The organism is Halobacillus sp. SY10, from assembly GCF_045401165.1.
In the GTDB taxonomy this organism is placed as follows: domain Bacteria; phylum Bacillota; class Bacilli; order Bacillales; family Halobacillaceae; genus Halobacillus; species Halobacillus aidingensis.
Genome location: NZ_CP174345.1, coordinates 2,540,436 through 2,564,250, shown reverse-complemented (window position 1 = coordinate 2,564,250; position 23,815 = coordinate 2,540,436). Strand labels below are relative to the sequence as shown.

Sequence of the window (23,815 nt, the reverse complement as noted above, 5' to 3'; positions counted from 1 at the left end):
CAGATAGGGGAGTTGTCCTTGACGGGCTATATCACACTATATGCACCTCTTTGGAAAAGATGACCTGGAAACTTTGTTTCATAGAATGAGAAATGAATTAATAGGATAGAGCGATGGGACAACCAGAACGTTTGAAGGGGGTCTTTCTATGGTCCAAAGCTCGAAGCAGGTGCGAAGCCTGCCACCTTATCTGTTTTCCATTTTTCATAAAAAGAAACTCGCGTTGACCGCTCAAGGGGTCGATGTCATCGATCTTGGCATCGGGGCCCCGGATTTGCCGACCCCGCCATTCATCATCGATCGTTTGACAGAAGAAGTGCGCAAACCGAAGAATCACAAATATTCCCCGTACGGCGGCTGCCGGGAGTTCAGAGAAGCCGTTGCGGATTTCTATAGATCTCACTATGACGTGGATGTGGACCCAGAGACGGAAGTCCTGACACTAATCGGATCGAAAGAGGGCATCGCCCATTTGATCAGTGCCGTCCTCGACCCGGGTGACGGGGTACTTGCTCCGGATCCGGGCTATCCGGTCTATCAATCGGCGATCCACCTTGCCCATGGCGTCACGGTCCGCTTTCCGCTCGATGAGGAAAACAGCTATGCACCACTTTTTGATCAAATCTCTCCAAGGGATGTTTCCAGGTCGAAAATGATGCTGCTCAACTATCCGAACAATCCGACAGGCGGAACAGTCGAATTAGACACGTTCGAGGAAGCCGTCCGTTTTGCTAAAGAACATAAACTCTCACTCATCCATGATGCCGCATATGATCTAGTGACTTTTGGAGATTACAAAGCTCCTAGTCTACTGCAGGTGCCGGGGGCAAAAGAAATAGGCGTCGAATTCGGTTCGCTGTCGAAAACGTTCAACATGTCCGGATGGCGGCTTGGCTACATCGTCGGCAATAAAGAATTGATCCGCTCGCTCAGCGTGTACAAGAGCAATATGGATACAAGTCAGTTTTTACCGATTCAATTAGCAGGTGTCACAGCGTTGCGAAGTGATTTTTCATCGGTCAGAGCGAACAACCGTACCTACGAGCAGCGGCTCGATCTTATGATGAATGCTTTCAACGGAATGAATATCCACGCTGAAAAACCGAAGGGTACTTTTTTCATTTGGGCTGAAGTTCCTGAAGGATATACGTCGCAAGGATTCTCTGAAAAAATGCTCGACGAAGCTGGCATCATCTTGACTCCTGGAACAGCCTTCGGTCAAAAAGGGGAGGGCTATTTCCGGATGAGCCTTTCTGTTCCGATCGAGCGGCTGCATGAAGCTTCGATCCGTATGAAAAAAGCGATGAAAGGAGGCTGAATTCCATGGACGAACGTCATATGACGAGCGCGGAAGCCATCGTTTCCTGTCTTCAAAGACAAGGCATCTCCAAAGTGTTTTGTGTACCGGGGGAGAGTTATCTTCCTGTGATGGATGCCATTTTGAAAGAGCCGGACATTGAGCTCATTTCGGCCAGACACGAAGGCGGTGCCGCTTTCATGGCGGAAGGGTACGCCAAAGCGAGCGGCACCCCGGGTGTTGTGATGGCGACGAGGGGCGTCGGTGCGGGCAACCTTGCGATTGGTGTTCATACCGCTTATCAGGACTCCACACCCATGGTCATCCTTCTCGGGCAGGTGCATACGAACTTCAGTGGACGTGAAGGCTTCCAGGAAGTCGATCTTGAAGCCTTTTTCCGACCGATCGCTAAATGGGTAGCTGAAATCCGCGAACCGCCCCGGACTCCGGAGCTTGTCCAACGGGCGATCAGGATCGCCATGTCAGGAAGACCGGGGCCTGTCGTCATTGCTCTGCCCGAAGATGTTTTGAAAAAAGAAGCACTCATGTCATTCGGTCCTGTTATAAAAAGGCCGGGACCAAAGCCTTCGGATCAAGAAGTCATCGAGGTGGTCGACCGTCTCCGTTTAGCTGAGCGTCCGCTGATTTTAGCGGGTGGGGGAGTGAAGCTTGCGGGTGCAGAAATGGCTTTGAAACGGCTCGCTTATAAGTGGGGCGCGCCGATTGTGAGTGCATTCAGACGTCATGATGTTTTTCCGAACGATGATATCCACTATTGCGGTCACCTGGGACTCGGCACCCATTCGAACATTCTGGAGACGATCACTCAAGCAGATACGGTGCTCGCTGTCGGGACAAGACTCTCTGAAGTGACGACACAGGACTATTCGATCTTCAAAGGGCAGACGCTAATCCACTGTGATATCGATGACAGCGTCCTTGGCAAAGTCTACCCTCCGGATGTGGGTATCGTAGCGGATGCCAAAGAAATGCTGGAGACTTTAGCTGCGGCCGCTTACGGACGGGATCTGTCTTCATGGACGAGTGCGAGGCGGAAAGCGTATGAGGCGACGCTGGTTACAGAGGGTCGCAAAACATTGAACGGGGAAGTGATTTCACTTCTTCAGGAAAACCTGCCGGAAGACAGCATTTTGACGAATGATGCTGGAAACTTCGCCGGCTGGCTACACACGTATTTTCAATTTAAGAAACATCGATATATCGGACCTACCTCTGGCGCGATGGGTTACGGCATGCCGGCCGCTCTGGGAGCGAAACTTGCGAATCCTGATAAGAAAGTCGTCTCTCTATCTGGCGATGGTGGTTTCATGATGACCTTGCAGGAGCTTGAGACGGCGGTCAGATATGACATTCCGGTCATCAGCATCGTTTTTAATAACCGTATGTACGGAACAATCCGCATGCATCAGGAAATCCATTATCCGGGCGAAGTCATCGGTACGGATTTAGGGGAAGTCGCTTTTTGGAAAGTGGCAGAGAACCTAGGTGCTGTAGGTTTTCATGTAAAAACGGCAGAAGAGTTCAGACATGCTCTGGATCAGTCGCTGGTTTTGGACAAGCCTGTGGTGATTGAAGTGGAAACAGATCCTGAACGAATATCATTATCAAAAACGATCACTCAATTAAGAAAAAAAGGGGGAGAATCAAAGTGACATTGATTCATGAGGAGCAGTTAAAGAATTTCATTGATGGAAAATGGGTGGAGCCTTCTTCTGGCAAGGCGACAGCCGTCATTAATCCGGCGACATCTGAAACGTTGGTAAACGTCCCGTTATCGGCGGCTTCTGATGTGGAGGAAGCGACAAGTGCCGCAAAAAAAGCGCAGAAAACATGGGCCCTCGTTCCAGCACCGCAAAGAGCAGAAGTGTTGTACCGCGTCGGTTTGATTATGAAAGAACGTAAAGAAAGGCTCTCGCAGCTTTTGACGATGGAAAACGGGAAAGTCATTGAAGAAGCGCGTGGTGAAGTACAGGAAGGCATCGACATGGCTTTCTATATGGCAGGGGAAGGGCGCCGATTATTCGGGCAGACGACACCTTCAGAGCTGAAGGATAAATTTGCGATGAGCGTCCGCGCACCGGTCGGCGTCGTCGGCATCATCACTCCGTGGAATTTTCCGATCGCGATTGCGACATGGAAGTCTTTCCCTGCGATCGTTGCCGGAAACGCTGTCGTTTGGAAGCCCGCAACAGAAACCCCGATCATGGCGTATGAACTGGCGAAAATTTTTGAAGAAGCCGGGTTGCCAAAAGGGGTCATCAATGTCGTGTTCGGCTCAGGTTCCACGGTTGGAGAAGCAATGATCGAGCAAGAAGATATCCGCGTCATTTCTTTTACAGGATCGAATGAAGTAGGTCGCGGTATTGCAGGTAAATGCGGCCAGCGCCTCAAAAAAGTTTCACTCGAAATGGGTGGAAAGAACGGCGTAATCGTCATGGATGATGCTGACTTGTCTCTCGCCGTCGAAGGTATTCTTTGGAGTGCCTATGGAACGAGCGGCCAGCGCTGCACCGCCTGCAGCCGTGTCATGGTCCACGAAAAGGTTAAAGATGAACTGGAAGAACGCCTTCAGAAGGAAATCGCCAAACTTTCAATCGGAAACGGACTGGATGAATCGATCAAAGTCGGCCCGATCATCAATAGTAAGGGTCTTGAAAAAGTGAAAAACTATATCAGCATCGGCAAAGAAGAAGGAGCCAAACTTCTGACCGGCGGTTATATCATGGAAAACGGAGATCACAAAAAGGGAAATTACTTCGCTCCGACTTTGTTTACGGATGTGAAACCGGACATGCGCATCGCCCAGGAGGAAATTTTCGGGCCGGTCGTTTCCTTGATCCCTGTGAAAAGTTTTGAGGAAGCTGTTGAAATCAACAATAGTGTGGAATTCGGCTTGTCGAGTTCGATTTTCACACAGAACGTGAACCAAGTATTCGCCGCTCAGCGGGATTTAGATACAGGCATCGTATATGTGAATGCAGGGACGACAGGGGCTGAAATCCACCTTCCTTTCGGCGGTACGAAGGGGACCGGAAATGGCCACAGAGATTCTGGAGTGGCTGCCCTTGATGTGTTCACCGAATGGAAAGCCGTGTACGTCGATTTCAGTGGGAAACTGCAGCGTGCACAAATCGATGTCGAGTAATTTTATAGAGAAAAAGGAGTGCGGACTATGAAAGTAGCTGTTCTAGGGTCTGGATTGATGGGAAAAGAAGCCGCGCGCGATCTCGTCCACAGTTCGGGGGTCGAGAAAGTCGGTCTCGCAGACATCGACCTCGACCGTGCACAGCGAGTCTCTGATTCATTGAACTCTTCAAAAATACAGGGATTCAAAGTGGATGCCGGAAACCAGACCGAACTTGCTGAGTTCATCCAACAATATGATGTCGTCATCAACGCCCTTTTCTACTCTTTCAATGAAATCGTCGCGAAAACAGCGATTGAAGTCGGGGTCCATTCCGTCGATTTGGGCGGACACATCGGTCACATTACCGATAAAGTGTTAGAGCTCGATGAACAGGCGAAAGCAGCAGGAGTCACGGTCATCCCGGATCTCGGTGTCGCTCCCGGCATGATCAACATTTTGTCAGGATACGGTGCAGGGAAACTGGATAAACTTGAATCGATCCGCCTGTTCGTGGGCGGCATTCCGGTAAGGCCGGATCCGCCACTTGAGTACAATCACGTCTTTTCTATGGAAGGATTGCTGGACCATTACTCTGATCCTTCTACAATTATCAGAGATGGAAAACTACGTGAAGTCGAGTCATTGACGGAAATTGAAAACATCTATTTTGAACGATTCGGTCCACTTGAGGCTTTTCATACCTCCGGCGGGACGTCGACGCTGCTGAAATCGTACCCGCACATCGACAGTCTCGAATATAAGACGATTCGTTATCCCGGACACGCAGAGAAAATGAAACTGCTCGTTGATCTCAACCTGACCGGAGCGAATCAAGTCGTAAATATCCGGGGAACGGAAATCAAGACGAGGGAAGTGCTGCTGAAGAGCATCGATCCTCTTCTTGAGCTGAAGGATAAAGACGATGCTGTCCTGCTCCGCGTCATCGTCGGCGGTGAGAAAGATGGAGTGCGAAAAGCCTGTGAATACGAAATGGTTACCTATAAAGACAGGGCGACGAACGTAACAGCGATGGCCCGCGCAACCGCAAACACCATCTCTGTCGTCGCACAATTGATTGGCGGGGGAACGATCACAAAGCGTGGGGTATGCCCACCGGAAACGATCGTGCCCGGTGATGTTTATATTGATGAAATGATGAGGCGTGGGGTTGTGATTAAGGAACAGGCGTAGGTTTAGTGTGTTTGTCTTTTGATGTGGTGTCAGGCACTGTTCTGCATTTTTCGGTGCCTGGCACTGCAGTTCTTTTTTTGGTGACAGGCACCAAACCGAATGCTAATGGTGCCAGACTTTCTGTGAATATAATCACATGAGAGGGCCGGGCTGTTGTCAGGTCTTTTCATGTGTTTTTGTGGTTCCAGGTACAGTTTCCTATTTGTGTGGTACCAGGTACGGAAAAGTTTTTTTCCGTACCTGGTACCAACAGACATGCACCCAGTGCCAGGTTTGATGCTCAATCTTTCACATATAGGTAATGAATTTTTACATGGAGTTTAGGAACTAACGAATGAAAACGGTTATCCTAGGTGTAAGCTGGACGGTTTGTTAAAGCTTTGTGAAAAAACCAACAAACGACAGATAATGGGTTTAAAAAAACGTATGATTAGGAATGTATAATGAAAAACGGGGAGTGCGGTATATTTGCATATAAAAGGGATCGAACATTTGAAGTTTCATAGTCAGTTAAGCTTGAAGCAAGTGGAAGATCGTATCATCATAACGGCAGACTTTCCGAAAGAATTACGGGTAGCATTAGGGATGAGAGAGCCATTTTTGTACGTCACCCTTTATGTCAGGGGAGGCGCACGAATCAAAATCATTGATGAAGACAATGCGACGTTACACATTCCATCCAAAAAGGATTTTGAACAGAAAACCTATAATAAGATCATCACTTTTGCCAAGGAGCATGCGAAGCAATTCCGTTCTTAATGGGTTGAAGAGCTCTGTATGTTATATCATGGACAAAATAAAGCTTTGTTTAACAGTTGAAGCAAAAAGTCAAAGGGACTTTTCCAGTTATTTTGGGAAAATGAAACCAGTAATGTTCTCTCCCTAAGAGGGGAAAACGTTACTGGTTTTTTAAATTATCTCGAAACTGAGTCTTCCGCTAAAGGGCAGGTTAGTTGAAAACTCAGTTTCGAGATAATAGCAATTTTTGAAACTAAATTGGTTTAGTATCGTATGTGTAATAAGAGATATGATTTTAGGAGGACTTAGATGGGAAACGAAACTCCTGAAGAAAGAAGAGAAAGATTAAGACAAAAAGAGTTAAGCAATCCTTCAAGTAGTGGTCACGGAAGTAACCTTGCAGATTTAGTCGGTGGCTTAGGCTGGAAGGGAACAGGTATATTTATTCTCCTAATAGTAGCTGGGTTTATAATTTATGCCTTATTCTTTCGATAAGAGTCATACGATAAAACAATAAGGTATATATCAGATTCAAGTCTTCCTGCATAGGGGGCGATTGTTTTATAAGATGATTGCCCCTAATTCTGTTGTAAAACAAATTTTATAAAGAGTCTGGTTAACTACAAGTTTTTCTTTGGTGTGAGCATACACTTTCAGTACGGAGGTGTTTACATTGAGGAAAACTACTTGGGGGGAGTAATTGCCTCAAGAACTTTGCTTTTATCCTCTACTATTTCATTTTTTGGATAGTTCATCACGGTCTAATGCCCGTGGAGGTTCTTCCATCCACCCATTTTTAATCATGATTTTAGCCCCGTCATCAGCGTATTTTAATATTTCCGCAACTAATCTGCTATACATAACGCCAATATCCCTTCTTGGACTCATGGACATGCTTCCTCCGTAATATCCTACACTAAGTGCAATTAAACTTGTTGTATAAAACATCATTTTCCTGTCAGAAAAAGTGTACGTAATAGAATCAGTAACCTCTGTATCCCATGTCATAGGACAAGGTAAATCACTTTCTTTTAGAAATGAACCAAATATTTCACAATGCTTATTTGCGATTTGCTTTCCTCTTAATAGGAATTGTGTTACTTCTTCATCCTGGGCAACTTGGCTATAACCAATTAAGGTGGCTGCCCCTAATGCGTTCCTTTGAAAGTTGGTATATAGGTTTGTGATTTCGGTACCTATAAGGGGTCTTTTTTCTCCAAAAAAGCCTGCCAAAAAACTTTTCTGTTTTACAAAATCATAGGATTCAGGTTTCGGGAGGTATGGTGACCTGATATACAGTCCTTTCGCCAATAATATATCATTCGTTTGTTTGATAAGGTTATCTGATTCACTTATACATTGACTAAAAAAGCTATAAACATCTTCCCTTACTGCAACAGGTAAAGCAGTGCTATATGCATTTAAACCAATCTTACCCATTTGATTAACATTATTTAAATAATAAGTATCAGAAAACAACCTTGGTGCATTCACATCAACGTCTTCATTTAATTTAAAACCATGAGGAACAGGGTAACCTTCCCGAGTAAATATCTCTGTTATTGTGTTAACGTGCGATTGTGAAATGTCTAATGCATATTGAATAACAGATTTAATTTCAGTATCTTCTACTGTATTGAGATAATATTTTAAATGACAAATGGAACCACTGTCATTCATGTATGTAGCCCATAAATTTGATATCTCGGCCGATGTTAACTTGACGTTTTGTTGAATGAACTCCATTGTCTTCACTCCAAATCAAATGTGGTCTAACCTTCAGTTTATCCATTATGTAACTATATATGTATGATGAAGTTGTGGTTTATCTAAACGGAAAAGACAATGGATCCTAAGCACTTTGAAAGAAGGTGGTATTCAAGGTCTACTTAACCTTTATTCAGGTGAAAAGAATAAAAAGGAATTTGGATGAGAGTGTAAAATGGAGTTTAAGTCGTCTTATGAGAATATGGAGAAGATTAGGAATTTAATAAAAATTATCCATCCATTTGAGGAGCCTGTAATAAATGTTGTGCCATTAATTACGTAGCTGATGAAATAATATCTTGATTTCGAATCTTCTTGTATCAGGGGCGATTACTCAATATGAGTGGTTGCTCTTTCTTTACTTATGAAATAAACAGTTAAAGCGGGTAACCAAAATAATTAATGACTTTAAAATAGGGGATACTAGCCAAAACAAATTGGTTGAGGTGTTTGATGAGACGATTTATTTTGGTTCCAATGATTATTTGATTACTTATTATATCTCCAAGTCAAGTAAATGCAATTTCTATGCCCTGCAGTATGGTTTTAGAACCTGTTGATCAAAATTTAGTACAGCAAGAATGCTGATATTAGTGCGAGCAAAACTAGGTGGGAATAGCTGGACTTTGTATACTAATGCCGTTCCCTTTGCATTTATTACGATATTGCAGTATAGATTTTTAATTTGGATTACTCAAGAAAAACCAGATACCATTTATTTAATAGGGTGGGGGATATCTTTATTAGTCGTAGTTGGGTTACTAATTTACAAAAGGAAACAAGAGAGTAACATAATAGAACTTAAGCAGGAAAATAAACGATTGAGAGAAGCGGTAGAGTATTACCGTAGTAATGCGAGTATTTGAACGTATGTAAAAATGCTCTAATTCATACAAATTGTATTGTGCAGATGGGTGCTAAATAAAAAAAGAGTAAAAGATATCTAGAATCTGAGTCTAGAAACGGGAGCGATTATTCAATAAGAATGATCGCTTTTTTTAGTGAAGAATCGGGAAGGATTGTGGAGGAGTCAGCTACATAATTTTAAGGGTGAAACGAGATAGGTCCTTCTTTCGTAGAACTATTAGAAACGAAATGTAAATATCGAAGTAGGACTGTTTATGAGTCTTCGTGTAAAGGTTAGAGGTGGTCAAAATGATAAGTTATATTAAATTCTTCTTCTGCATGATTGTCGGCCTTTTATTATGGAATGTATTGTTCTCAACTGATAATCAGACGCTCGTTGACATTATTGGGATCTCTTTTTTTACTACATTTTTCAAGTGGTTATATGAGGTGTCTTTTGAAGGGTCAGAGGGTACTGAAGAAATTTAAATTAAGGTCATAAATGGAGATGGAAATAATATGAGATGTTTATGTAAACAAAAAGAAACGAATGAATTAAAAGTTGAAGGAGATGTGGGCGCAGATCCTATCTGGTGTAATCGCTGTAATTGTAACCTTGACATAGAAGAAATTCCAATAAAACTCGATTTGAAGCTGGAGTTATTTGAATGGGTTAAGAAGTATGGGGGATGGATTGATTGGGATAACGATGGAATAGTTCCTAACGGCGTTGAATTTGAAGAAGAGCATAATAAAGAAGGATTGAAATTAACAGAAAAAGTCCAGAAAGAACTTGAAGGAAAATATAAAACAAGAGAGAGGGAGGAGAGTTTTTTATGAAAAGAATCATAATTGGCGGATTCATAATGTTAGGTGGATTATTAATAACACTAACAATAATTTTATCTGGAGCTATATATGCAACTCAAATTACGTCATGGTCTGGAAAGTCAAAGTTATGGCACGCAATTTTTGGTGATAAACAATATGGTGATGAAGTCGTACAGTCATTATTCTTAGGGTTTCCATTCATATTAGGAGTAATCATTACAGTCTTGGGTTTAGTTATTTTAGGTATTGAATATTACAAAACTATTGAAAAACAAGATTAAGAGAATTTTTGTGCAAAATAACATCTTCCCTATTAAGGGGTATCATTTGTTAACTTACTTAATACTCTTATATCATTTGTTAACTTACTTAATACTCTTATATCATTTGTTAACTTACTTAATACTCTTATATCATTTGTGACGAAATTTACTGATTCCTTATAAAAGAAAAGCGTATGAAATCAAGAATGAAAGATCTGATTTCATACGCTTTTTATGTTAGTTTAAATCCTTGAACAGTCCGAGCTGCTGTTGAGTATTATTGAACAGCAGCCTGTACGTCGATCACTCCGTTTCCATAATAGAAGGAATCACCAAGAGGAACAGCTGTGTCAATTAATGTTTGTCTAACCTGATCATTCGTTAATGCAGGATCATCTGCTAATAGTAAAGCAGCTGCCCCAGCGACATGCGGGCTTGCCATGGAAGTACCGTTAAAGCGCTCATAATCATTACCTGGTACAGAACTTAAAATATCAACACCAGGAGCCATTACTTCAAGTTCATCCCCGACACTGGAAAATGATGCTCTATTATTGGCACTATCTACAGCACCAACAGCCATGGCTGCTTCATATTTTGCAGGATAACCGATGGTGTTTTTCTTCCCTCTAGATCCTTCATTTCCAGCAGCAGCTACGACTAATAGGCCCTGAGAATCAGCATTGTTTACCGCTTGTTCTAGAGTGGCCGAACCGCGGCTTCCGCCGAGACTCATATTAATAATGTCCATGTCATTGCTAATGGCCCACTCAATTCCTTGAGCAATTCCACTGTATGAACCGCTGCCTTCGCTGCTTAATACTTTTACAGCGTAGAGCTCAGTAGATGGTGCTACACCAAGCACACCTAGTGTATTATTTACACCTGCAACCGTTCCAGCTACGTGGGTACCATGACCATTTCCATCCACTAAGGCGTTCGGTTCACCGCTGACAAAACTCTCTCCGCCAGCTACGTTCAAGTCTTCATGTGCTCCATCAATACCAGAGTCAAGAATAGCTACCTTTACGCCATTCCCAGTCGTTCCTTGAGCTTGGACATCATCCGCATTAATTTGGGAGATTCCATAGGGCGTCGTTTGACTTGTTGCTTGTGCGGTATGATCTTTCTCTACATAAGCTACATTAGGGTTGTTGGATAAGGCTTTTACTGCTTGTTCCGGCAGCTTGGCATGTACAACATTCATATATTTATATTCATGAAGTACTTTCCCTCCTGCGCCTTTTACGGCATTCTGGTTCACTTTTGATTTAAAGCCAATTAAGTATTCTTCCACCTGTGCCTTTTGCTCAGCCGCTTTTTCAACGGAAGCTTGGGCTATGTTATTGAATGAAAAAACTAAAGCAAACACTAACATAAACCCGGCTACTTTCCACATGTGTTTATGCATCCAATTCCCCCTTTAATTTTTATCCAGAATTAATTTTAAATTCTGAATAGTGTTAACATTATGATAACATGTGTGGTGTGACTGGTGTTTGGGAAATGGGTAGGTGAAAAAGGACGCTTAAAGGCTGATTGAAGGATCAACTTGGGCAAGTTTGATAATGGGATCGTTCTTTCAATGTCATTTCTTTAAAAATAGAAGTCGATAGAGGAAAGAGAGGGTCATCCTTAGGAACGGAAAGGATAAAGAAATCTCCATCAACGCTTGCGGACAAACCTTGTGTTTACATTAAGGTTTGTTTTTTTGGTTAAATGTATGGAAAGAGAACCGGCTAAGGTAAATGAAATCGAAAACTTTAATCGATTAACGTAGTACAAAAGGACTCCCTTTAAACAGTAGAATCGGTTTATACAGTTTATTCTACTAATGGTATAAACTAGTAATTATATCTTTTAGACTAGGGGGTCAATAATGAAAAAAACAGTCATATTTGGAATGGCAGCCATTACGATGCTTGCTGCTCCTCTAACAACCGCAGCAGAGGCGCCTAAATGGCACAATGTCAACGTGAATGAAACACTGCAGGAGGAAGATGGCAGTCTTTTTAACAGTGAAAACTATGATTTTTTGAAGTACTCGAAGGTGGACGACAAATTACAGGAAATCGCCAAACAAAGTAACCGGATTACAGTGGAAAGTTCGGCGGAATCATCCGGCGGCCATGATCTTTATACGGTAACCATCTCCGATCCAACAGCCAAAGGAAAGTATGGGTACCAAAAATCGTTGCGAAAGAAAATGTTCAAGAACCCTGAAAAAGCGCAGGCATTTATTGAAAAACATCCTGACTTTAAAGTGCCGGTGATGATTAATGCATCTATACATGGCACGGAGTTTGTAGGTTCAGATGCTGCGCTGCAATTGATTGAGCGTTTTGCGACAGCCAATGATCAGCAAACGAAGGAGCTCCTTGAAAATCATATTCTTATTTTTAATGTCGTCGCGAATCCAGACGGCCGGATCGATGCGACACGTTTTAACAGCAATGGTATTGACTTGAACAGAGATTTTATTACACAGTCTCAAGCAGAAACCAAACATACCGTGGAGTTGATCAAAGAGTGGAATCCCATGATGTTCCTTGATCTGCATGGCTATGTGAAAGGCTATGGTGGGCCAGGTCATCCAGGTTTAATCGAGCCGTGTACACCGCCGCACAATCCGAACTACGAGTATGATTTATTCTCGAGGTGGGCGCTTGATCAGGCTGAAGCCATGGAAGGAAGCATTGTAGACAATCGTACAGATTATGAAAATACGAATACTTCAGGCGTCGACTACCAATCGATGACAGGTACATACATTCCACAGCGAGATGATCAGGCAGGCTGGGATGATTATCCACCGATTTTTACACCGATGTATGCGATGTACCACGGAGCATATGGGTATACACTTGAAGCACCGACGAATGACTGGGATGGCGTCCAATGGCATTATGACGCGGTTATGGGAGCACTTGAATTTTCCAATGATAACAAAGAACAAATGATCAAAGACCAAATCGAAGTATTCAAACGCGGCATCCAATTTGATCACCCGTACCATAAAGAAGGATTCTTCCCGCAGGCGTACATTTTACCCGTAGATGAAACAGACCCAACGGCAACCGAAAAAGCCGTTGAGCATCTGATGTTCAATGATATTGATGTCTCTGAGTCGAAGAAAGCATTCGAATATGATGGTGTCTCGTACCCGGCGGGAACGTATATCGTAGACATGAGCCAGGCAAAAGCTGGACTTGCAAACACGATGCTGTGGGATGGAGAAGATATTACCGACATCACACCATCGATGTATGATATTTCTGCCTGGAATTTACCAGAACTATGGGGCTTTGATGCGGTAGAGGTTGAAGCGGACAGCTCCTTCAATGTAAAGACAAACGATGTGAACAAAGTAAAAGCCGATGGGAAGTTAATCGGAAACGGTCCATATGTGATTCCTAACTCTTCTGTAAAAGCTATTCATCTTGTGAATTCCTTGGTCAAGAACGGGTTTAAGGTGACCATGGATGGGGAGCAATTCTATGTGGATGCAAACAAGTCACCTGAATTGAGGAAACTTGTGGAAGCATCTGGCATTACCGTCAAATCGGTCGAGGGTGTTGATGGTGAACCATTAACTTCTCAGAAAGTAGCGATTCTAAAAGACGGCGGTATGAACAAAGCTCAATCCCACGCAGGCACCCTTTTAGCTTTGGAACGATTAGGGTTTGATGTTCAAGAAATCACACCAAGAGAACTGGCAGAGCAAGGATTAGGAGATACAGATGTGTTTTTCTACAGTGGCACATCAAGCTTGATTTCATATAACAATTGGTCTGCGAACGCTGAATTCGGGCTCGAAAATGAAGCACAGTACCAGGCCTTTAAAGAAAACATCCACTCATTTGTTGAGGATGGAGGAAAATATATTGCTGTTGGAGCTGGCGCTTCCGATGCCGCGAAACAACTGGGGTTGACGGATGTGACTGTGCATAAAGGCAGCTACAATAGTAATGGGATCGTCCGAGTGAATTACGATTCTGGTTCTCTGACTTCTGGTTATGAAGAAACCGATTATGGTTTCGTCTATCGCCCTGTTTGGTATACGGATGTGGAAGGAGCAGATGTCCATGCCACTTATAAAGACAGTAGTAACTTCTTTATGGCGGGGCACTGGGAAGACCGCGCGGGTGCTCAAGGACAGCCGGTCATTATCAAAGAACAGGAGCAGGACGTAACACTCATTGGACTTGAAGCAGGCTTCCGTGATCACACGGATTACTTATTCCGCCTCTTCTCCAACGCCATTTACACTAAATAGCAGTGCTTTATATAAACCACCCATAGTCAACCAAATTCTGGATGACTATGGGTGGTCTTTTTTTGTTTCTGCACTCAAAGAAAGGTAGGTCCTTTCTGACTAAGCGTTTATATTATTTTGTCGATTGGAATAAACTATCTCCATAAAGGAGTTGGTAGCGTGGATGTTAACGGAAAAATAATTCGAGGAGAGTTTGATCGTGTCAACGACGAGTTTGTACTAAATCAAGTGAAGCATTTTACGACTCAATCCACTCTTAATAAAGACCAATTGGATACAATTTATGAGTATTTGAATAATCATAAAGATGAAGAAGATAGCCAAATTCTTACGTTGAATGAACAGATGCTCGTTCGGTTGAGTCAAGAAGAATCGAGTCAATTTATAGAAGACTTGAACCAGATTCGTGATTTGTACCACTAAGTTCGTGAAAGGATTGTCACAAGGCAAAAGACCAAGCATAAAACCATTCACTCGGACTCATAAACGAGCACGAAGAACGGACTACAACAAGTGTATCCATTCATCGTGCTTTTGTTCTATTTATCTTTTTTATGTTTTGGCGATTGATATGCGGGGAAATAGTGGCGTATTCGGAGGTGCAGCTTATGAAAAAACATCGGAAATGGTGGATCGGATTGCTCGTACTGGTTGCCATTGGCCTCGGAGTCTTCGGGTTCCAATCATCGATGTCACATCAAAAAGAAGAACAAATCGTCGCTCTCGGTGATTCATTGACCTACGGAGTGGGAGATGAAAGCGGCCATGGGTATGTCGAGAATCTACAACAGTGGTTCGATAAAAACCACGACGATCCGGTCACTGTTGATAATTATGCTATTCCCGGCCAGCAAAGTGATGGAATGCTCGGCCAAATGAACGAAGCAACCGTAATGAAATCGATTGAAAATGCGGACTACATTCTATTTTTTATCGGAATGAACGATATCATTAAAAGTAATGGAGGAGACCTTTCTCCATTAAATGAAGATAAAATCGCCATTGGGAAAAAGGATTATGAGAAGAATGTCAAACGAATCCTGGATCAGATCCGCGAGGAAAATCCAGAGGCACCGGTTTTGTTTCTCGGTTTGTACAATCCTTATCCGGACAAACCTGAGATCGGTCAAATCATCAAAGACTGGAACGCAACGAGTCAGTCGATCGTAGCGTCTTATGAGGGTGTCACGTTTATACCAACGAACGATTTGTATGAAGAAAAGTCGTCGCGTTATTTTAGTGATGCTGTCCATTTGAATGAACAAGGGTATGAAAAGCTGACGATGCGGATCATCAAAGCGTATGATTTCGGTGAATAAAAAAAGGGCTTCCCTGTGAGGAAGTCCTTTTTGATGGCTTTCAACCGGCGAATAATCTACCCAATTGGAAGCCGGTCCAGGCTAAAGTAATTCCAAGCGTGTAGCTGAGGACGGTGTACAAGATGAACGTTTTCCAGTTCTTCTTGAAACGGAGCTGGATCGATTCCAACTTGAAGGTAGAAAAGGTTGTAAATGCACCGAGGATGCCTGTCCCCAAGAAGAGCACCCAGAATTTTGAAAGATCAAGTCCTGTGATAAGACCGAGGACAAAAGAGCCGAGCAGGTTGACAAAAAGGGTGGCGACAGGGAGAGCGGATACCGTACGCTTACTGATCCACTGGCTGATCCCATGCCGGAGAATCGCTCCGATAAATCCTCCCGCGCCAACAAGTAAAAGTTTAGTAAGCATCAGGAAGCCCTCCTTCGGCCGAGGGTGAATCCGAGCATAGAGAAGGCTAGACCGCCAAAAATGCTGATGGCTATGTAAAGAAGGCTGAGTAATAGGTCTCCACGTTCATAGAGAGAAACGGCGTCCATGCTCAAGGTGGAGAAAGTCGTATACGAACCGACAAGCCCTGTTCCGAGCGCTGCTTTCCATTTTGCAGAAAGGGAATACCTCACAACAATCCCCATGGTGAACCACGCCAGGATGAAGCTTCCGGTCAAGTTGACAGTCAGCGTGTAATAAGGAAACCACTGGTCGGGTTTCTTCAGCCATTCACCGATCAGAAACCGAAAAGATGCGCCAATCATCCCACCTATTCCGACATAAAAATAAATCATTCCACAAACCTCCTACAAACCTAATCGTTATTATATAGACTTTCGGAGTAATTTGAAAGGAATGCTTTTTTTACAAGGCAAGAAGCCTTATAATTTACATAATAGTACCAAACGAAAGAGGGTTACGCATGATACGCAGAATTTTGAAGAACGTTGATTTTACAATCCTATTCGCCGTATTGGCTTTATCTGCATTCGGCACAGTGATGGTGTACAGTGCCAGTATGGTCAGTGGTGTCATGGTTTATGAAGTAACCCCTGATTTCTTTTTCAAGAAGCAGCTGATGTCCTGGGGGCTTGGGTTGTTCGCCCTCTTTATAGGGATCATCTTTCCTTACAAAAACTACCGCCGCTTATTCAAGCTGATTTTGCTTGGAACGGTCATCCTCCTTGCCTTGGTATTCGTATTCGGACATACGTCCAACAATGCTCAATCCTGGCTGCCTGTTCCAGGGCTTGGAAAATTCCAGCCGGCTGAATTGGCCAAGATGTCACTGATCATTTACATGGCGACGATTTTTACGAAGAAGAGTGGGTATATCGAAGATTTCACGAGAGCCTTATTGCCACCGATCATTTTGATGATGCTGGTCGTTGCGATGATCTTAAAACAGCCGGATTTAGGGACAGCCCTGATTGCCCTCGCTGTTTCAGGACTGATCATCATGTCAAGCGGATTAAAAAAGGTTCACCTCTTTTCCATGATCGGGATTGCTCTTGCAGGGGCGATCTTCATGTACAATTTCGGTCTCAGTGAAGAACAGCTTTCCCGTTTCGACGGAGCATATCAACCGTTTGAATACGCCGATGATGCCGGGTACCAGCTGATCAACTCCTACCTTGCGATACATAATGGAGGGTTGTTCGGCACAGGACTTGGTGCTGGCGTCCAGAAACTCGGATACTTACCTGAAGCTCACACCGACTTCATCATGGCCGTCATTGCTGAAGAACTAGGCGTGATTGGTGTCGGCGTGGTGTTATTATTACTTGGATTGATCGTGCTGCGTGGATTCTATGTCAGTATGGAGAGCCATGATACGTTCGGACGCCTGCTTGCCATCGGAGTGTCTGGTTTGATCGGCATCCAGGCGATCATTAACCTCGGTGGTTTAACCGGACTACTGCCATTAACCGGTGTGCCACTTCCGTTCGTCAGTTACGGGGGAACGTCGCTACTCATGATGATGTTTTCTGCCGGAATGCTGATCAACATCCATGCCATTTCAAAGATTAAAAAAGGACAAGAAGAAAAAATAGCTGCATAAGTGGAAAACGTCACCGATTACGGTGGCGTTTTTTTGTTTGGTTATGGTGCTTATCTCGAGGAATAGGTGGATCGCGCGAAAGAGAGGGCGAGTCGCGCCAAAGGAGGGGAGAATCGCGCGAAAGAGAGGGCGAGTCGCGCCAAAGGAGTGGAGAATCGCGCGAAAGGAGTGGAGAATCGCGCCAAAGAAAGGCGGAATATACTAAATAGCAACTGGATTTACTAGAATAGGAAAAGATAATAGAGAGAAAATTCAAAAAAGATGAAACGTAACCCCACGCTCATTCGTTAGTATAGTAACCGGTGAGGGCAACACTGCCTAAAGAATTTGGAAGAACCGTAAAAGATAACGGATTGGTTTTTCACTGTAAAAGGAGGGAGGGGTGCTTATGGAGATCTTGATCTTTCTCGTGCTTTTCACTCCATTCTTACTTATTGGATATTTTGCCTACAAATCTTCTGGTTATCAGAAGGGCAATATTGTCATGCATTTGGATGAATGGTACAAAGATCATACGAACTATGTGAAGGCTATTGAGTTGGAATTGAAAAATCAAGGAAGAAAAGTGACGAGCGATGGAAAATACACATTTAAGATTGATGGGAAAACATATACGCTGCACCCACAGATTGTCACTAATGCTCGTGTTCCGACTCAACGAACAGTTCTAATACCTGAAAAATGATTAACCTCACTTTGTTGTAGTGAAAGTTTTTATAAGAGGATGAATATTAAGGAGGGACCTTATGAATTTCATCAATTTGATCATGGCTATCGCGATGATTGTGGCTCCAGCCATGTTTCTAATTTACTGGGGGAAATCAGGCTTCGGTTTTGGTGGGAGAAAAGATGAAGATTAGGCGGGGCTTTTCTCCATATTTACGTAGCGATTTACTTTTACCATCATAGAAATCAAACGATAAGGAGGTGAGTCATGAAGATACGGAAAGCTGAACGGGCGGATGTTCCGACCATAGCAAAAATCCATGTGGATGCCTGGATCGAGACTTATCGAGGACTGGTCCCAGACACTTACTTGGATCGTCTGACCTATAAAAAAAGAGAAGCTCTTTGGACGGAGAACATCCAATCTTCAAACATCATCTTAGCGGAAGATGAGGAAGGGACCGCCGGCTTTGCTACATGGCACGATTCCTCAACTTACGGGACTTACGATGCCGAATTGAGTTCATTATACATACGGCAAAGGTTTCAGCGCCGCGGGGCAGGAAAAGCTTTGCTCTCTTTCATCCTTCATGATTTGCAGGAAAAGGGTCACCAAAAGATGAGGGTCAAAGTATTATCAGAAAATCCTGCCTGTCGGTTTTATGAAGCGATGGGCGGTGAAAGAGTGGAAGAGGTCACGATCACCATTGATGGAAAAAGGCTTAAGGAAACGATTTACTTGTGGACTTTAACAGAAGAGAGTATGTCTTGATCGTTCGGATGGATTCATAAGGTTGATAAGAAAAGGGCCCTGAGTAATCACTCAGGGCCCTTTCTTTGAATGTTCCATGACCAGCACCTTGGCTCAACCTAAAGGTCCTAGAGTATGAATGCAATTTTTCATAGAAAAATGAAAATGTACACGTTTAGAAATTCATCGAAACAGGTATGGATTCTGTACGAATACGATGTGTAAGGACGTTCACAATAAGTGTTTCAGCCCCGTAATGGCTTACATAGTTGGAAGAGTACATGGGCAGCTGAACGTGTTCCTGAGTGACACAAGTTCCGTCGCATTTTAATCAAGGAAGGGAGAATGATGAAATTGAAAAAAAGAATGATCCTATATATTCCGTTAACCGTACTTGTGATTCTCTTCACTTGGGGAATGGTGGAGCCCTATACGATAGATGTAGAAGAAGAAGAGGCTGTGATTCCTAATCTACCTGAAGAATGGGAAGATAGAAAGATCATAGCGATCGGTGATTTTCAAGTAGGGATGTGGCTGGATAACGATGGACTAATTGAAGATGTGGTGGACCGCATCATAGATCGATCCCCGGATGCAGTCGTTCTCCTCGGAGACTATGTCTATCAATCCGTGAATGACCACCAGAATGAAATGGAAAAAGTTCAATCCTATTTAAAGCCTTTAACAGAGGAAGGCATTCCTGTTTATGCCGTGCTCGGAAACCATGACTACAACATGAGCAGTCGTAAGGTAGACCCGAGCGAAGAGACAGCTGAACGAGTGAGAAGGAAACTGAAGGACATTGATATTGAAATTCTTCACAATCGTTCTGTAGCTCTGGAAAATGAGAGGGCAGATGAACCTCTTTATCTGACAGGAATCGGAGCTCGGTGGCCGGAAAAAGATGAGATTCCCCGCGCGTTTGAAAATATAGAAGAAGAGGATGCGCGTTTCGTCATGATGCACAATCCTGAATCGTTTGATGAAATTCCAGAGGGAGCTGCATCCACCGCGGTCGCCGGTCACACGCATGGCGGGCAAATACGAATCCCGTTTACCCCGCACTGGTCATGGAAAGATCTTGTTGCTAAAGGGAAGGCCCGTGTAGATGGGTGGACGAAAGAAGAATATGGCAATGACGAAAACAGCCTGTATGTCAACCGTGGCATCGGCTTAAGTATGATTCCGGTAAGGGTGAACAATCCACCGGAAATCACAGAATTCCAATTAACCGGGGCAGAAGAATAAAGAAGAATTTCGATGGAAGATTCCAAGTATTCACTTAAATCTATGTATATATTATGGGATTCTTAACCTTAGATTACAATAATTTTATTATGTAAACATATAATCAAAAGAAAAGCGGTACTACGCGATGAGTACCGCTTTTTTCATATTTTCAACGGATGACAATATGAATCTCATCCATATCTGACGTTTTCGCATCATTTTGCAGGACAAGTTTAGTTTGAAGGATATAGGTCGTCTCCGGATCATCCAAATCCAGTGTCTCTGGTAAAATGAAATGAAACGGATATTCACTTTCTTCTTTTGGATCGAGCTCACGGTTCATTAAAACCGTCGTTACCGGCTGTAAGAGGCTTGGTTTTTCTCCTGGTCTTTTTTTCATCAAGTCACATTCGAGACGCTGGATGGTCTGTTGATTCAATCCACCGATTAGATGGAAGGATCCGGTCACTTTTTCTCCGGGAACATATTCTGTTTTAGAGAGAACCAAGTCGACCTTGGGCAGGCCAGGTCCGAACCAGTTAAATAGCTTCGCTAACATTGTCAACGCCTCCTTATCTCCATCGTTCAAAACGGCTGCTAACCAACAAGCTTTGAACTCTATCATTTCAATTTATAGTTGTATCATATTCGAGCGTGTACCTCCCGTCAATCATTTTTCGAAAATTCAGCAACCGACTATAAATTACATGAATAGAGGTTAATCTTGGAAAAAATCTATGATAAAGTAAATACATCAACAAGGGGGACGTTCCATGGATGGCATCATGAATTTACTCCATTACATCCTTTCCAATAAAAAGACACTCATTTATACGACATTTATTCAAGAAGAATATTATAAAGCAGCTTCGAAATTATCTGCAGATGGCGTGAAGTATCGGGTGGCTACGGTCAGCAATACGCCATCCGTCGGTTCACCTGTTCACAGGTATGATTACAGCGTAGAATTCAAATTTTATGTAAGGAAAATCGAGCGTCATAGAGCGGAAGAAGCGATTCATAGTTAGGAGAAAAGGAGAATGGCGAAAAAAGACTGGTGCGGTATTTTATTTTTTATCTGCGGCGTGATCCTTTTTGGTTTCACATCCGTAGGAACGGTTGTATCTATATCCTTTTTAGAGGGGTGGGGCAATCCTCCAGGAAAGTATTGGAGTGCGATTCAACAGGGGCGTCTCATGTTTCCGATGATTTTCAGTTGGGTTCTCATGAGCGTGGGTCTCGTCTTTATTTTTTCGAACGAACTCAAGAATTTGTACATTCGACTGAGCAATTAAAAAAAGCCGGGAAGGGCTCCCGGCCTGCTTTTATTTGAAAATGCCGAACGGTTTGCCGATCGGCAGGGTGACTTTTCCGAAATGGACATTCAAAACACTTGCTGCTGAACCGTAAAAGCTCATGATCGCAATCATTAATTCAGCTAAGGCTGCTACCATGTGTGTGGCATGTGGAGCAACTCCCAGCGTAGACAGGGAAAGGCCGATGAACAGGAAATCGATCAAAACAAAAATGATGAACAACACTTTGTTCGTTTCCATCGCACCCACAGTCATGAATATGGAAAAGATCAGGTAACCGATGTAGGCGATGCCCAGTTGATGGGGATCCACCGCTTGGGCCGCTGCTTCTCCGAAGACACCAAAGTCGATGAGCCAGGACGTTCCTACACCGAACCAGAAGAGTCCGAATGCAGCAAAAGCTGTCGTTCCAAACGTGTTGTTATGTTTCGCATCCTGAATGGCTGCGAACAGCTGGGCAAGACCTCCGAGAAAAATCGCCCATGGAAGAACGAAAGATACGCCGTCCGTCCATCCGAGTTTGGCTGAAGAAGCCACAAGTGTAACCATAGCGAGTCCAAAGAGTCCGATCGCGGAAGGGTCTGCGGCAGTCATTTGTACCCGTTGAGTCGTTGTTGATTGATTCATAGATGATCCCTCCTAAAAACATACTTGTCTAATTTACATAAAAAATAGTGGGCATGCAATGAGTTTTTTTATGTAAGCGAAACTTTCATAGATTTCAAGGGATGGAGAGGAAGTGGATGATGTTCCAGCATGTGATTACAGATGAAAAAGAACTGCGCAGGATCACAGGCGAACCGAGTAAACTTGTGAACAATAAGGTGATCCACCATTTGGATGAAAACTGTGTCCAGTTCATTAAACAATCCCCGTTTTTAACATTGGCGACTTCAGATTCATCAGGGAGCTGTGATGTTTCACCTCGAGGGGACGGGAAAGGATTCGTTCATATCCTGAATGAAAAATACCTCATCATCCCAGAGAGGCCGGGGAATAAGCGAGTGGATTCGATGAAAAATCTGTTAGCTAACCCTCATGCAGGTTTGATCTTTTTCATCCCTGGACTTGAGGAGACGTTGAGGGTCAATGGAAAAGCCTGCATCATTGCTGATGAGGATCTCCTGGAAAAAATGGCGCATAAGGGAAACGTTCCTTCTCTCGGAATCGCCGTAGAAGTCCAGGAATGTTTCATTCATTGTGCAAAAGCATTCAAACGTTCAGGTTTATGGGATCCGGGCACATGGCTTGCAAAAGAAGAACGTCCATCCGCTGCAAAAATGCTGGCGGAGCACGCCAAACTTCCTGACTTGGATGAAGAAGCGGTCACTAAGCGTTTACACGAAAGGACACAAAACGACTTTACTGAGAGGTGTGGGGAACATGGATTTTTACGAATTGGAAACAGATCGCTTGAAGTTGGTCGAAATCACGGACGAATATATTGACCGCTACTATGCCATCATGTCGAAAGATGAGGTCACAAAGTATTATGGAATGCCTTCCCTCACAGAACGCGAACAAGCGGAAAATATTGTTCGTTCTTTCAGGGACAATTTTGCAGTGAAAAAGAGTATCCGCTGGGGAATCATCTGGAAAGAGACGAATGCATTCATCGGAACAGTCGGACTGAACAATTGGAGTCCTTATAGTAGAAAGGCGGAAGTGGGCTATGAACTCGATCCCGCATTCTGGAGGAAAGGAATGACATCAGAAGCTGTATCCGCTGTCGTCGACTATGCTTTTCGTGAGTTAGGTCTATATAGGCTGGGTGCCGTGACTTTTCCTCAAAATGAAGCTTCTTCAGGGCTTTTGAGAAGATTGGGATTCAAAGAGGAAGGGGTTTTGAGAGGGTACCTCTTCCAGAACGATCACAATCATGATTCGCTCATGTTTTCCCGCTTGCGGCAAGAATTTCTGATGGAGGGATACTGATGGAGATCAACCGTTTCTTCCTCATGTTCGCTACAACGATGATGCTGATTTTTGGAGGCGTTTTCTTGATCCGATACCTTCGCAGTGGTGAATACCTCATCGCTCATCTTCTGAGCGCTTTGGCAGGCCTCCTCATTCTTGTCATCGCTCTCCTTTGGAGGCAAAAGAATAAAGAAAGGTGATTCATACA

27 protein-coding genes and 1 pseudogene are annotated in these 23,815 nt (G+C 43.6%); 21 read left to right on the top strand and 7 right to left on the bottom strand.

Annotated elements, in window-relative coordinates:
• Window positions 1-148: 148 nt before the first annotated feature.
• The 6 genes from ACJA3J_RS13030 (at window position 149) to ACJA3J_RS13005 (ending at window position 6,869) form a co-directional block, all read left to right on the top strand.
• Window positions 149-1,318, top strand: coding sequence for an aminotransferase class I/II-fold pyridoxal phosphate-dependent enzyme (locus tag ACJA3J_RS13030; RefSeq protein ID WP_406944276.1), 1,170 nt, complete (start codon window positions 149-151; stop codon window positions 1,316-1,318).
• Window positions 1,319-1,323: 5 nt separating this feature from the next.
• Complete coding sequence (locus tag ACJA3J_RS13025; RefSeq protein ID WP_406944275.1) at window positions 1,324-2,970, top strand: thiamine pyrophosphate-dependent enzyme; 1,647 nt, start codon at window positions 1,324-1,326, stop codon at window positions 2,968-2,970.
• Window positions 2,967-4,463 (top strand): aldehyde dehydrogenase family protein, encoded by a 1,497-nt coding sequence (locus ACJA3J_RS13020; protein WP_115894875.1) that lies wholly within the window; start codon window positions 2,967-2,969, stop codon window positions 4,461-4,463. Before ACJA3J_RS13025 ends, ACJA3J_RS13020 begins: the two co-directional genes overlap by 4 nt.
• An 18-nt stretch (window positions 4,464-4,481) precedes the next feature.
• On the top strand, window positions 4,482-5,636 hold the full coding sequence (locus ACJA3J_RS13015; RefSeq protein WP_406944274.1) for a saccharopine dehydrogenase C-terminal domain-containing protein: 1,155 nt from the start codon (window positions 4,482-4,484) through the stop codon (window positions 5,634-5,636).
• Window positions 5,637-6,104: 468 nt separating this feature from the next.
• Entirely contained in the window at window positions 6,105-6,395 is a 291-nt protein-coding gene (locus ACJA3J_RS13010; protein WP_406944273.1) for a hypothetical protein, read from the top strand.
• 288 nt (window positions 6,396-6,683) lie between these two features.
• Entirely contained in the window at window positions 6,684-6,869 is a 186-nt protein-coding gene (locus ACJA3J_RS13005; RefSeq protein ID WP_115894873.1) for a DUF6366 family protein, read from the top strand.
• Window positions 6,870-7,109: 240 nt separating this feature from the next.
• On the opposite strand, the gene ACJA3J_RS13000 is transcribed toward ACJA3J_RS13005, so the two are convergent.
• Both ACJA3J_RS13000 and ACJA3J_RS12995 read right to left on the bottom strand, forming a co-directional pair.
• Window positions 7,110-8,120, bottom strand: a complete 1,011-nt coding sequence (locus tag ACJA3J_RS13000) for a DUF3231 family protein (protein ID WP_406944271.1) — start codon at window positions 8,118-8,120, stop codon at window positions 7,110-7,112.
• A gap of 592 nt (window positions 8,121-8,712) precedes the next feature.
• Window positions 8,713-8,796: pseudogene (locus tag ACJA3J_RS12995) on the bottom strand (hypothetical protein); the annotation flags it as partial.
• A gap of 500 nt (window positions 8,797-9,296) precedes the next feature.
• On the opposite strand from ACJA3J_RS12995, the gene ACJA3J_RS12990 reads away from it, so the two are divergent.
• From ACJA3J_RS12990 to ACJA3J_RS12980, 3 genes are read left to right on the top strand one after another with little or no spacing between them, the layout of a single operon-like run.
• Window positions 9,297-9,476, top strand: coding sequence for a hypothetical protein (locus ACJA3J_RS12990; protein WP_406944270.1), 180 nt, complete (start codon window positions 9,297-9,299; stop codon window positions 9,474-9,476).
• 30 nt (window positions 9,477-9,506) lie between these two features.
• Window positions 9,507-9,827 (top strand): hypothetical protein, encoded by a 321-nt coding sequence (locus tag ACJA3J_RS12985; RefSeq protein WP_406944269.1) that lies wholly within the window; start codon window positions 9,507-9,509, stop codon window positions 9,825-9,827.
• Window positions 9,824-10,099 (top strand): hypothetical protein, encoded by a 276-nt coding sequence (locus ACJA3J_RS12980; RefSeq protein ID WP_406944268.1) that lies wholly within the window; start codon window positions 9,824-9,826, stop codon window positions 10,097-10,099. Before ACJA3J_RS12985 ends, ACJA3J_RS12980 begins: the two co-directional genes overlap by 4 nt.
• 259 nt (window positions 10,100-10,358) lie before the next feature.
• Here ACJA3J_RS12980 and ACJA3J_RS12975 read toward each other — a convergent pair whose 3' ends face one another.
• The gene (locus tag ACJA3J_RS12975; RefSeq protein ID WP_406944267.1) at window positions 10,359-11,492 is read right to left on the bottom strand and encodes a S8 family serine peptidase; all 1,134 of its coding nucleotides are present in this window, start codon (window positions 11,490-11,492) and stop codon (window positions 10,359-10,361) included.
• A 468-nt stretch (window positions 11,493-11,960) separates the two neighbouring features.
• On the opposite strand from ACJA3J_RS12975, the gene ACJA3J_RS12970 reads away from it, so the two are divergent.
• The 3 genes from ACJA3J_RS12970 to ACJA3J_RS12960 all read left to right on the top strand — a co-directional run bounded on the left by ACJA3J_RS12970 (window position 11,961) and on the right by ACJA3J_RS12960 (window position 15,676).
• Entirely contained in the window at window positions 11,961-14,357 is a 2,397-nt protein-coding gene (locus ACJA3J_RS12970; RefSeq protein ID WP_406944266.1) for a M14 family zinc carboxypeptidase, read from the top strand.
• 159 nt (window positions 14,358-14,516) lie between these two features.
• Window positions 14,517-14,780 carry a hypothetical protein gene (locus ACJA3J_RS12965; protein WP_406944265.1) on the top strand — a complete coding sequence of 88 codons (264 nt, stop codon included), beginning with the start codon at window positions 14,517-14,519 and terminating at the stop codon, window positions 14,778-14,780.
• A 185-nt stretch (window positions 14,781-14,965) separates the two neighbouring features.
• Window positions 14,966-15,676, top strand: a complete 711-nt coding sequence (locus ACJA3J_RS12960; RefSeq protein ID WP_181898684.1) for a GDSL-type esterase/lipase family protein — start codon at window positions 14,966-14,968, stop codon at window positions 15,674-15,676.
• A gap of 40 nt (window positions 15,677-15,716) precedes the next feature.
• Here the strand turns inward: ACJA3J_RS12960 and crcB (ACJA3J_RS12955) are convergent, their stop codons facing one another.
• Both crcB (ACJA3J_RS12955) and crcB (ACJA3J_RS12950) read right to left on the bottom strand, forming a co-directional pair.
• A complete protein-coding gene (gene crcB, locus ACJA3J_RS12955) occupies window positions 15,717-16,085 on the bottom strand; it encodes a fluoride efflux transporter CrcB (RefSeq protein WP_406944264.1) in 369 nt (122 codons plus the stop codon).
• Entirely contained in the window at window positions 16,085-16,459 is a 375-nt protein-coding gene (crcB, locus tag ACJA3J_RS12950) for a fluoride efflux transporter CrcB (protein WP_406944263.1), read from the bottom strand. The genes crcB (ACJA3J_RS12955) and crcB (ACJA3J_RS12950) overlap by 1 nt, the downstream gene beginning before the upstream one ends.
• 128 nt (window positions 16,460-16,587) lie before the next feature.
• Here crcB (ACJA3J_RS12950) and ACJA3J_RS12945 point away from each other — a divergent pair, with 128 nt between their 5' ends.
• From ACJA3J_RS12945 to ACJA3J_RS12930, 4 genes are all read left to right on the top strand, one after another.
• Window positions 16,588-17,727: an FtsW/RodA/SpoVE family cell cycle protein gene (locus ACJA3J_RS12945; RefSeq protein ID WP_406944262.1), complete on the top strand. Its 1,140-nt coding sequence runs from the start codon at window positions 16,588-16,590 to the stop codon at window positions 17,725-17,727.
• 388 nt (window positions 17,728-18,115) lie between these two features.
• Window positions 18,116-18,412 carry a hypothetical protein gene (locus ACJA3J_RS12940; RefSeq protein WP_406944261.1) on the top strand — a complete coding sequence of 99 codons (297 nt, stop codon included), beginning with the start codon at window positions 18,116-18,118 and terminating at the stop codon, window positions 18,410-18,412.
• A 249-nt stretch (window positions 18,413-18,661) separates the two neighbouring features.
• Window positions 18,662-19,165 carry an N-acetyltransferase family protein gene (locus ACJA3J_RS12935; RefSeq protein WP_406944260.1) on the top strand — a complete coding sequence of 168 codons (504 nt, stop codon included), beginning with the start codon at window positions 18,662-18,664 and terminating at the stop codon, window positions 19,163-19,165.
• A 327-nt stretch (window positions 19,166-19,492) separates the two neighbouring features.
• Complete coding sequence (locus tag ACJA3J_RS12930) at window positions 19,493-20,392, top strand: metallophosphoesterase (protein ID WP_406944259.1); 900 nt, start codon at window positions 19,493-19,495, stop codon at window positions 20,390-20,392.
• Between the two features lie 151 nt (window positions 20,393-20,543).
• On the opposite strand, the gene ACJA3J_RS12925 is transcribed toward ACJA3J_RS12930, so the two are convergent.
• Window positions 20,544-20,933: a sporulation protein gene (locus tag ACJA3J_RS12925; RefSeq protein WP_406944258.1), complete on the bottom strand. Its 390-nt coding sequence runs from the start codon at window positions 20,931-20,933 to the stop codon at window positions 20,544-20,546.
• Window positions 20,934-21,147: 214 nt separating this feature from the next.
• Here ACJA3J_RS12925 and ACJA3J_RS12920 point away from each other — a divergent pair, with 214 nt between their 5' ends.
• Both ACJA3J_RS12920 and ACJA3J_RS12915 read left to right on the top strand, forming a co-directional pair.
• Complete coding sequence (locus tag ACJA3J_RS12920) at window positions 21,148-21,402, top strand: hypothetical protein (protein ID WP_406944257.1); 255 nt, start codon at window positions 21,148-21,150, stop codon at window positions 21,400-21,402.
• 12 nt (window positions 21,403-21,414) lie between these two features.
• Complete coding sequence (locus ACJA3J_RS12915) at window positions 21,415-21,669, top strand: hypothetical protein (protein WP_406944256.1); 255 nt, start codon at window positions 21,415-21,417, stop codon at window positions 21,667-21,669.
• Window positions 21,670-21,699: 30 nt separating this feature from the next.
• Here the strand turns inward: ACJA3J_RS12915 and ACJA3J_RS12910 are convergent, their stop codons facing one another.
• A complete protein-coding gene (locus tag ACJA3J_RS12910; protein WP_406944255.1) occupies window positions 21,700-22,317 on the bottom strand; it encodes an acetate uptake transporter in 618 nt (205 codons plus the stop codon).
• Between the two features lie 116 nt (window positions 22,318-22,433).
• Between ACJA3J_RS12910 and ACJA3J_RS12905 the strand changes: the two genes are divergently transcribed.
• From ACJA3J_RS12905 to ACJA3J_RS12895, 3 genes are read left to right on the top strand one after another with little or no spacing between them, the layout of a single operon-like run.
• Window positions 22,434-23,138: a pyridoxamine 5'-phosphate oxidase family protein gene (locus tag ACJA3J_RS12905; protein WP_406944254.1), complete on the top strand. Its 705-nt coding sequence runs from the start codon at window positions 22,434-22,436 to the stop codon at window positions 23,136-23,138.
• The gene (locus ACJA3J_RS12900) at window positions 23,074-23,625 is read left to right on the top strand and encodes a GNAT family N-acetyltransferase (RefSeq protein WP_406944253.1); all 552 of its coding nucleotides are present in this window, start codon (window positions 23,074-23,076) and stop codon (window positions 23,623-23,625) included. The genes ACJA3J_RS12905 and ACJA3J_RS12900 overlap by 65 nt, the downstream gene beginning before the upstream one ends.
• Complete coding sequence (locus ACJA3J_RS12895; protein WP_089652161.1) at window positions 23,625-23,807, top strand: hypothetical protein; 183 nt, start codon at window positions 23,625-23,627, stop codon at window positions 23,805-23,807. Before ACJA3J_RS12900 ends, ACJA3J_RS12895 begins: the two co-directional genes overlap by 1 nt.
• Window positions 23,808-23,815 lie beyond the last annotated feature (8 nt).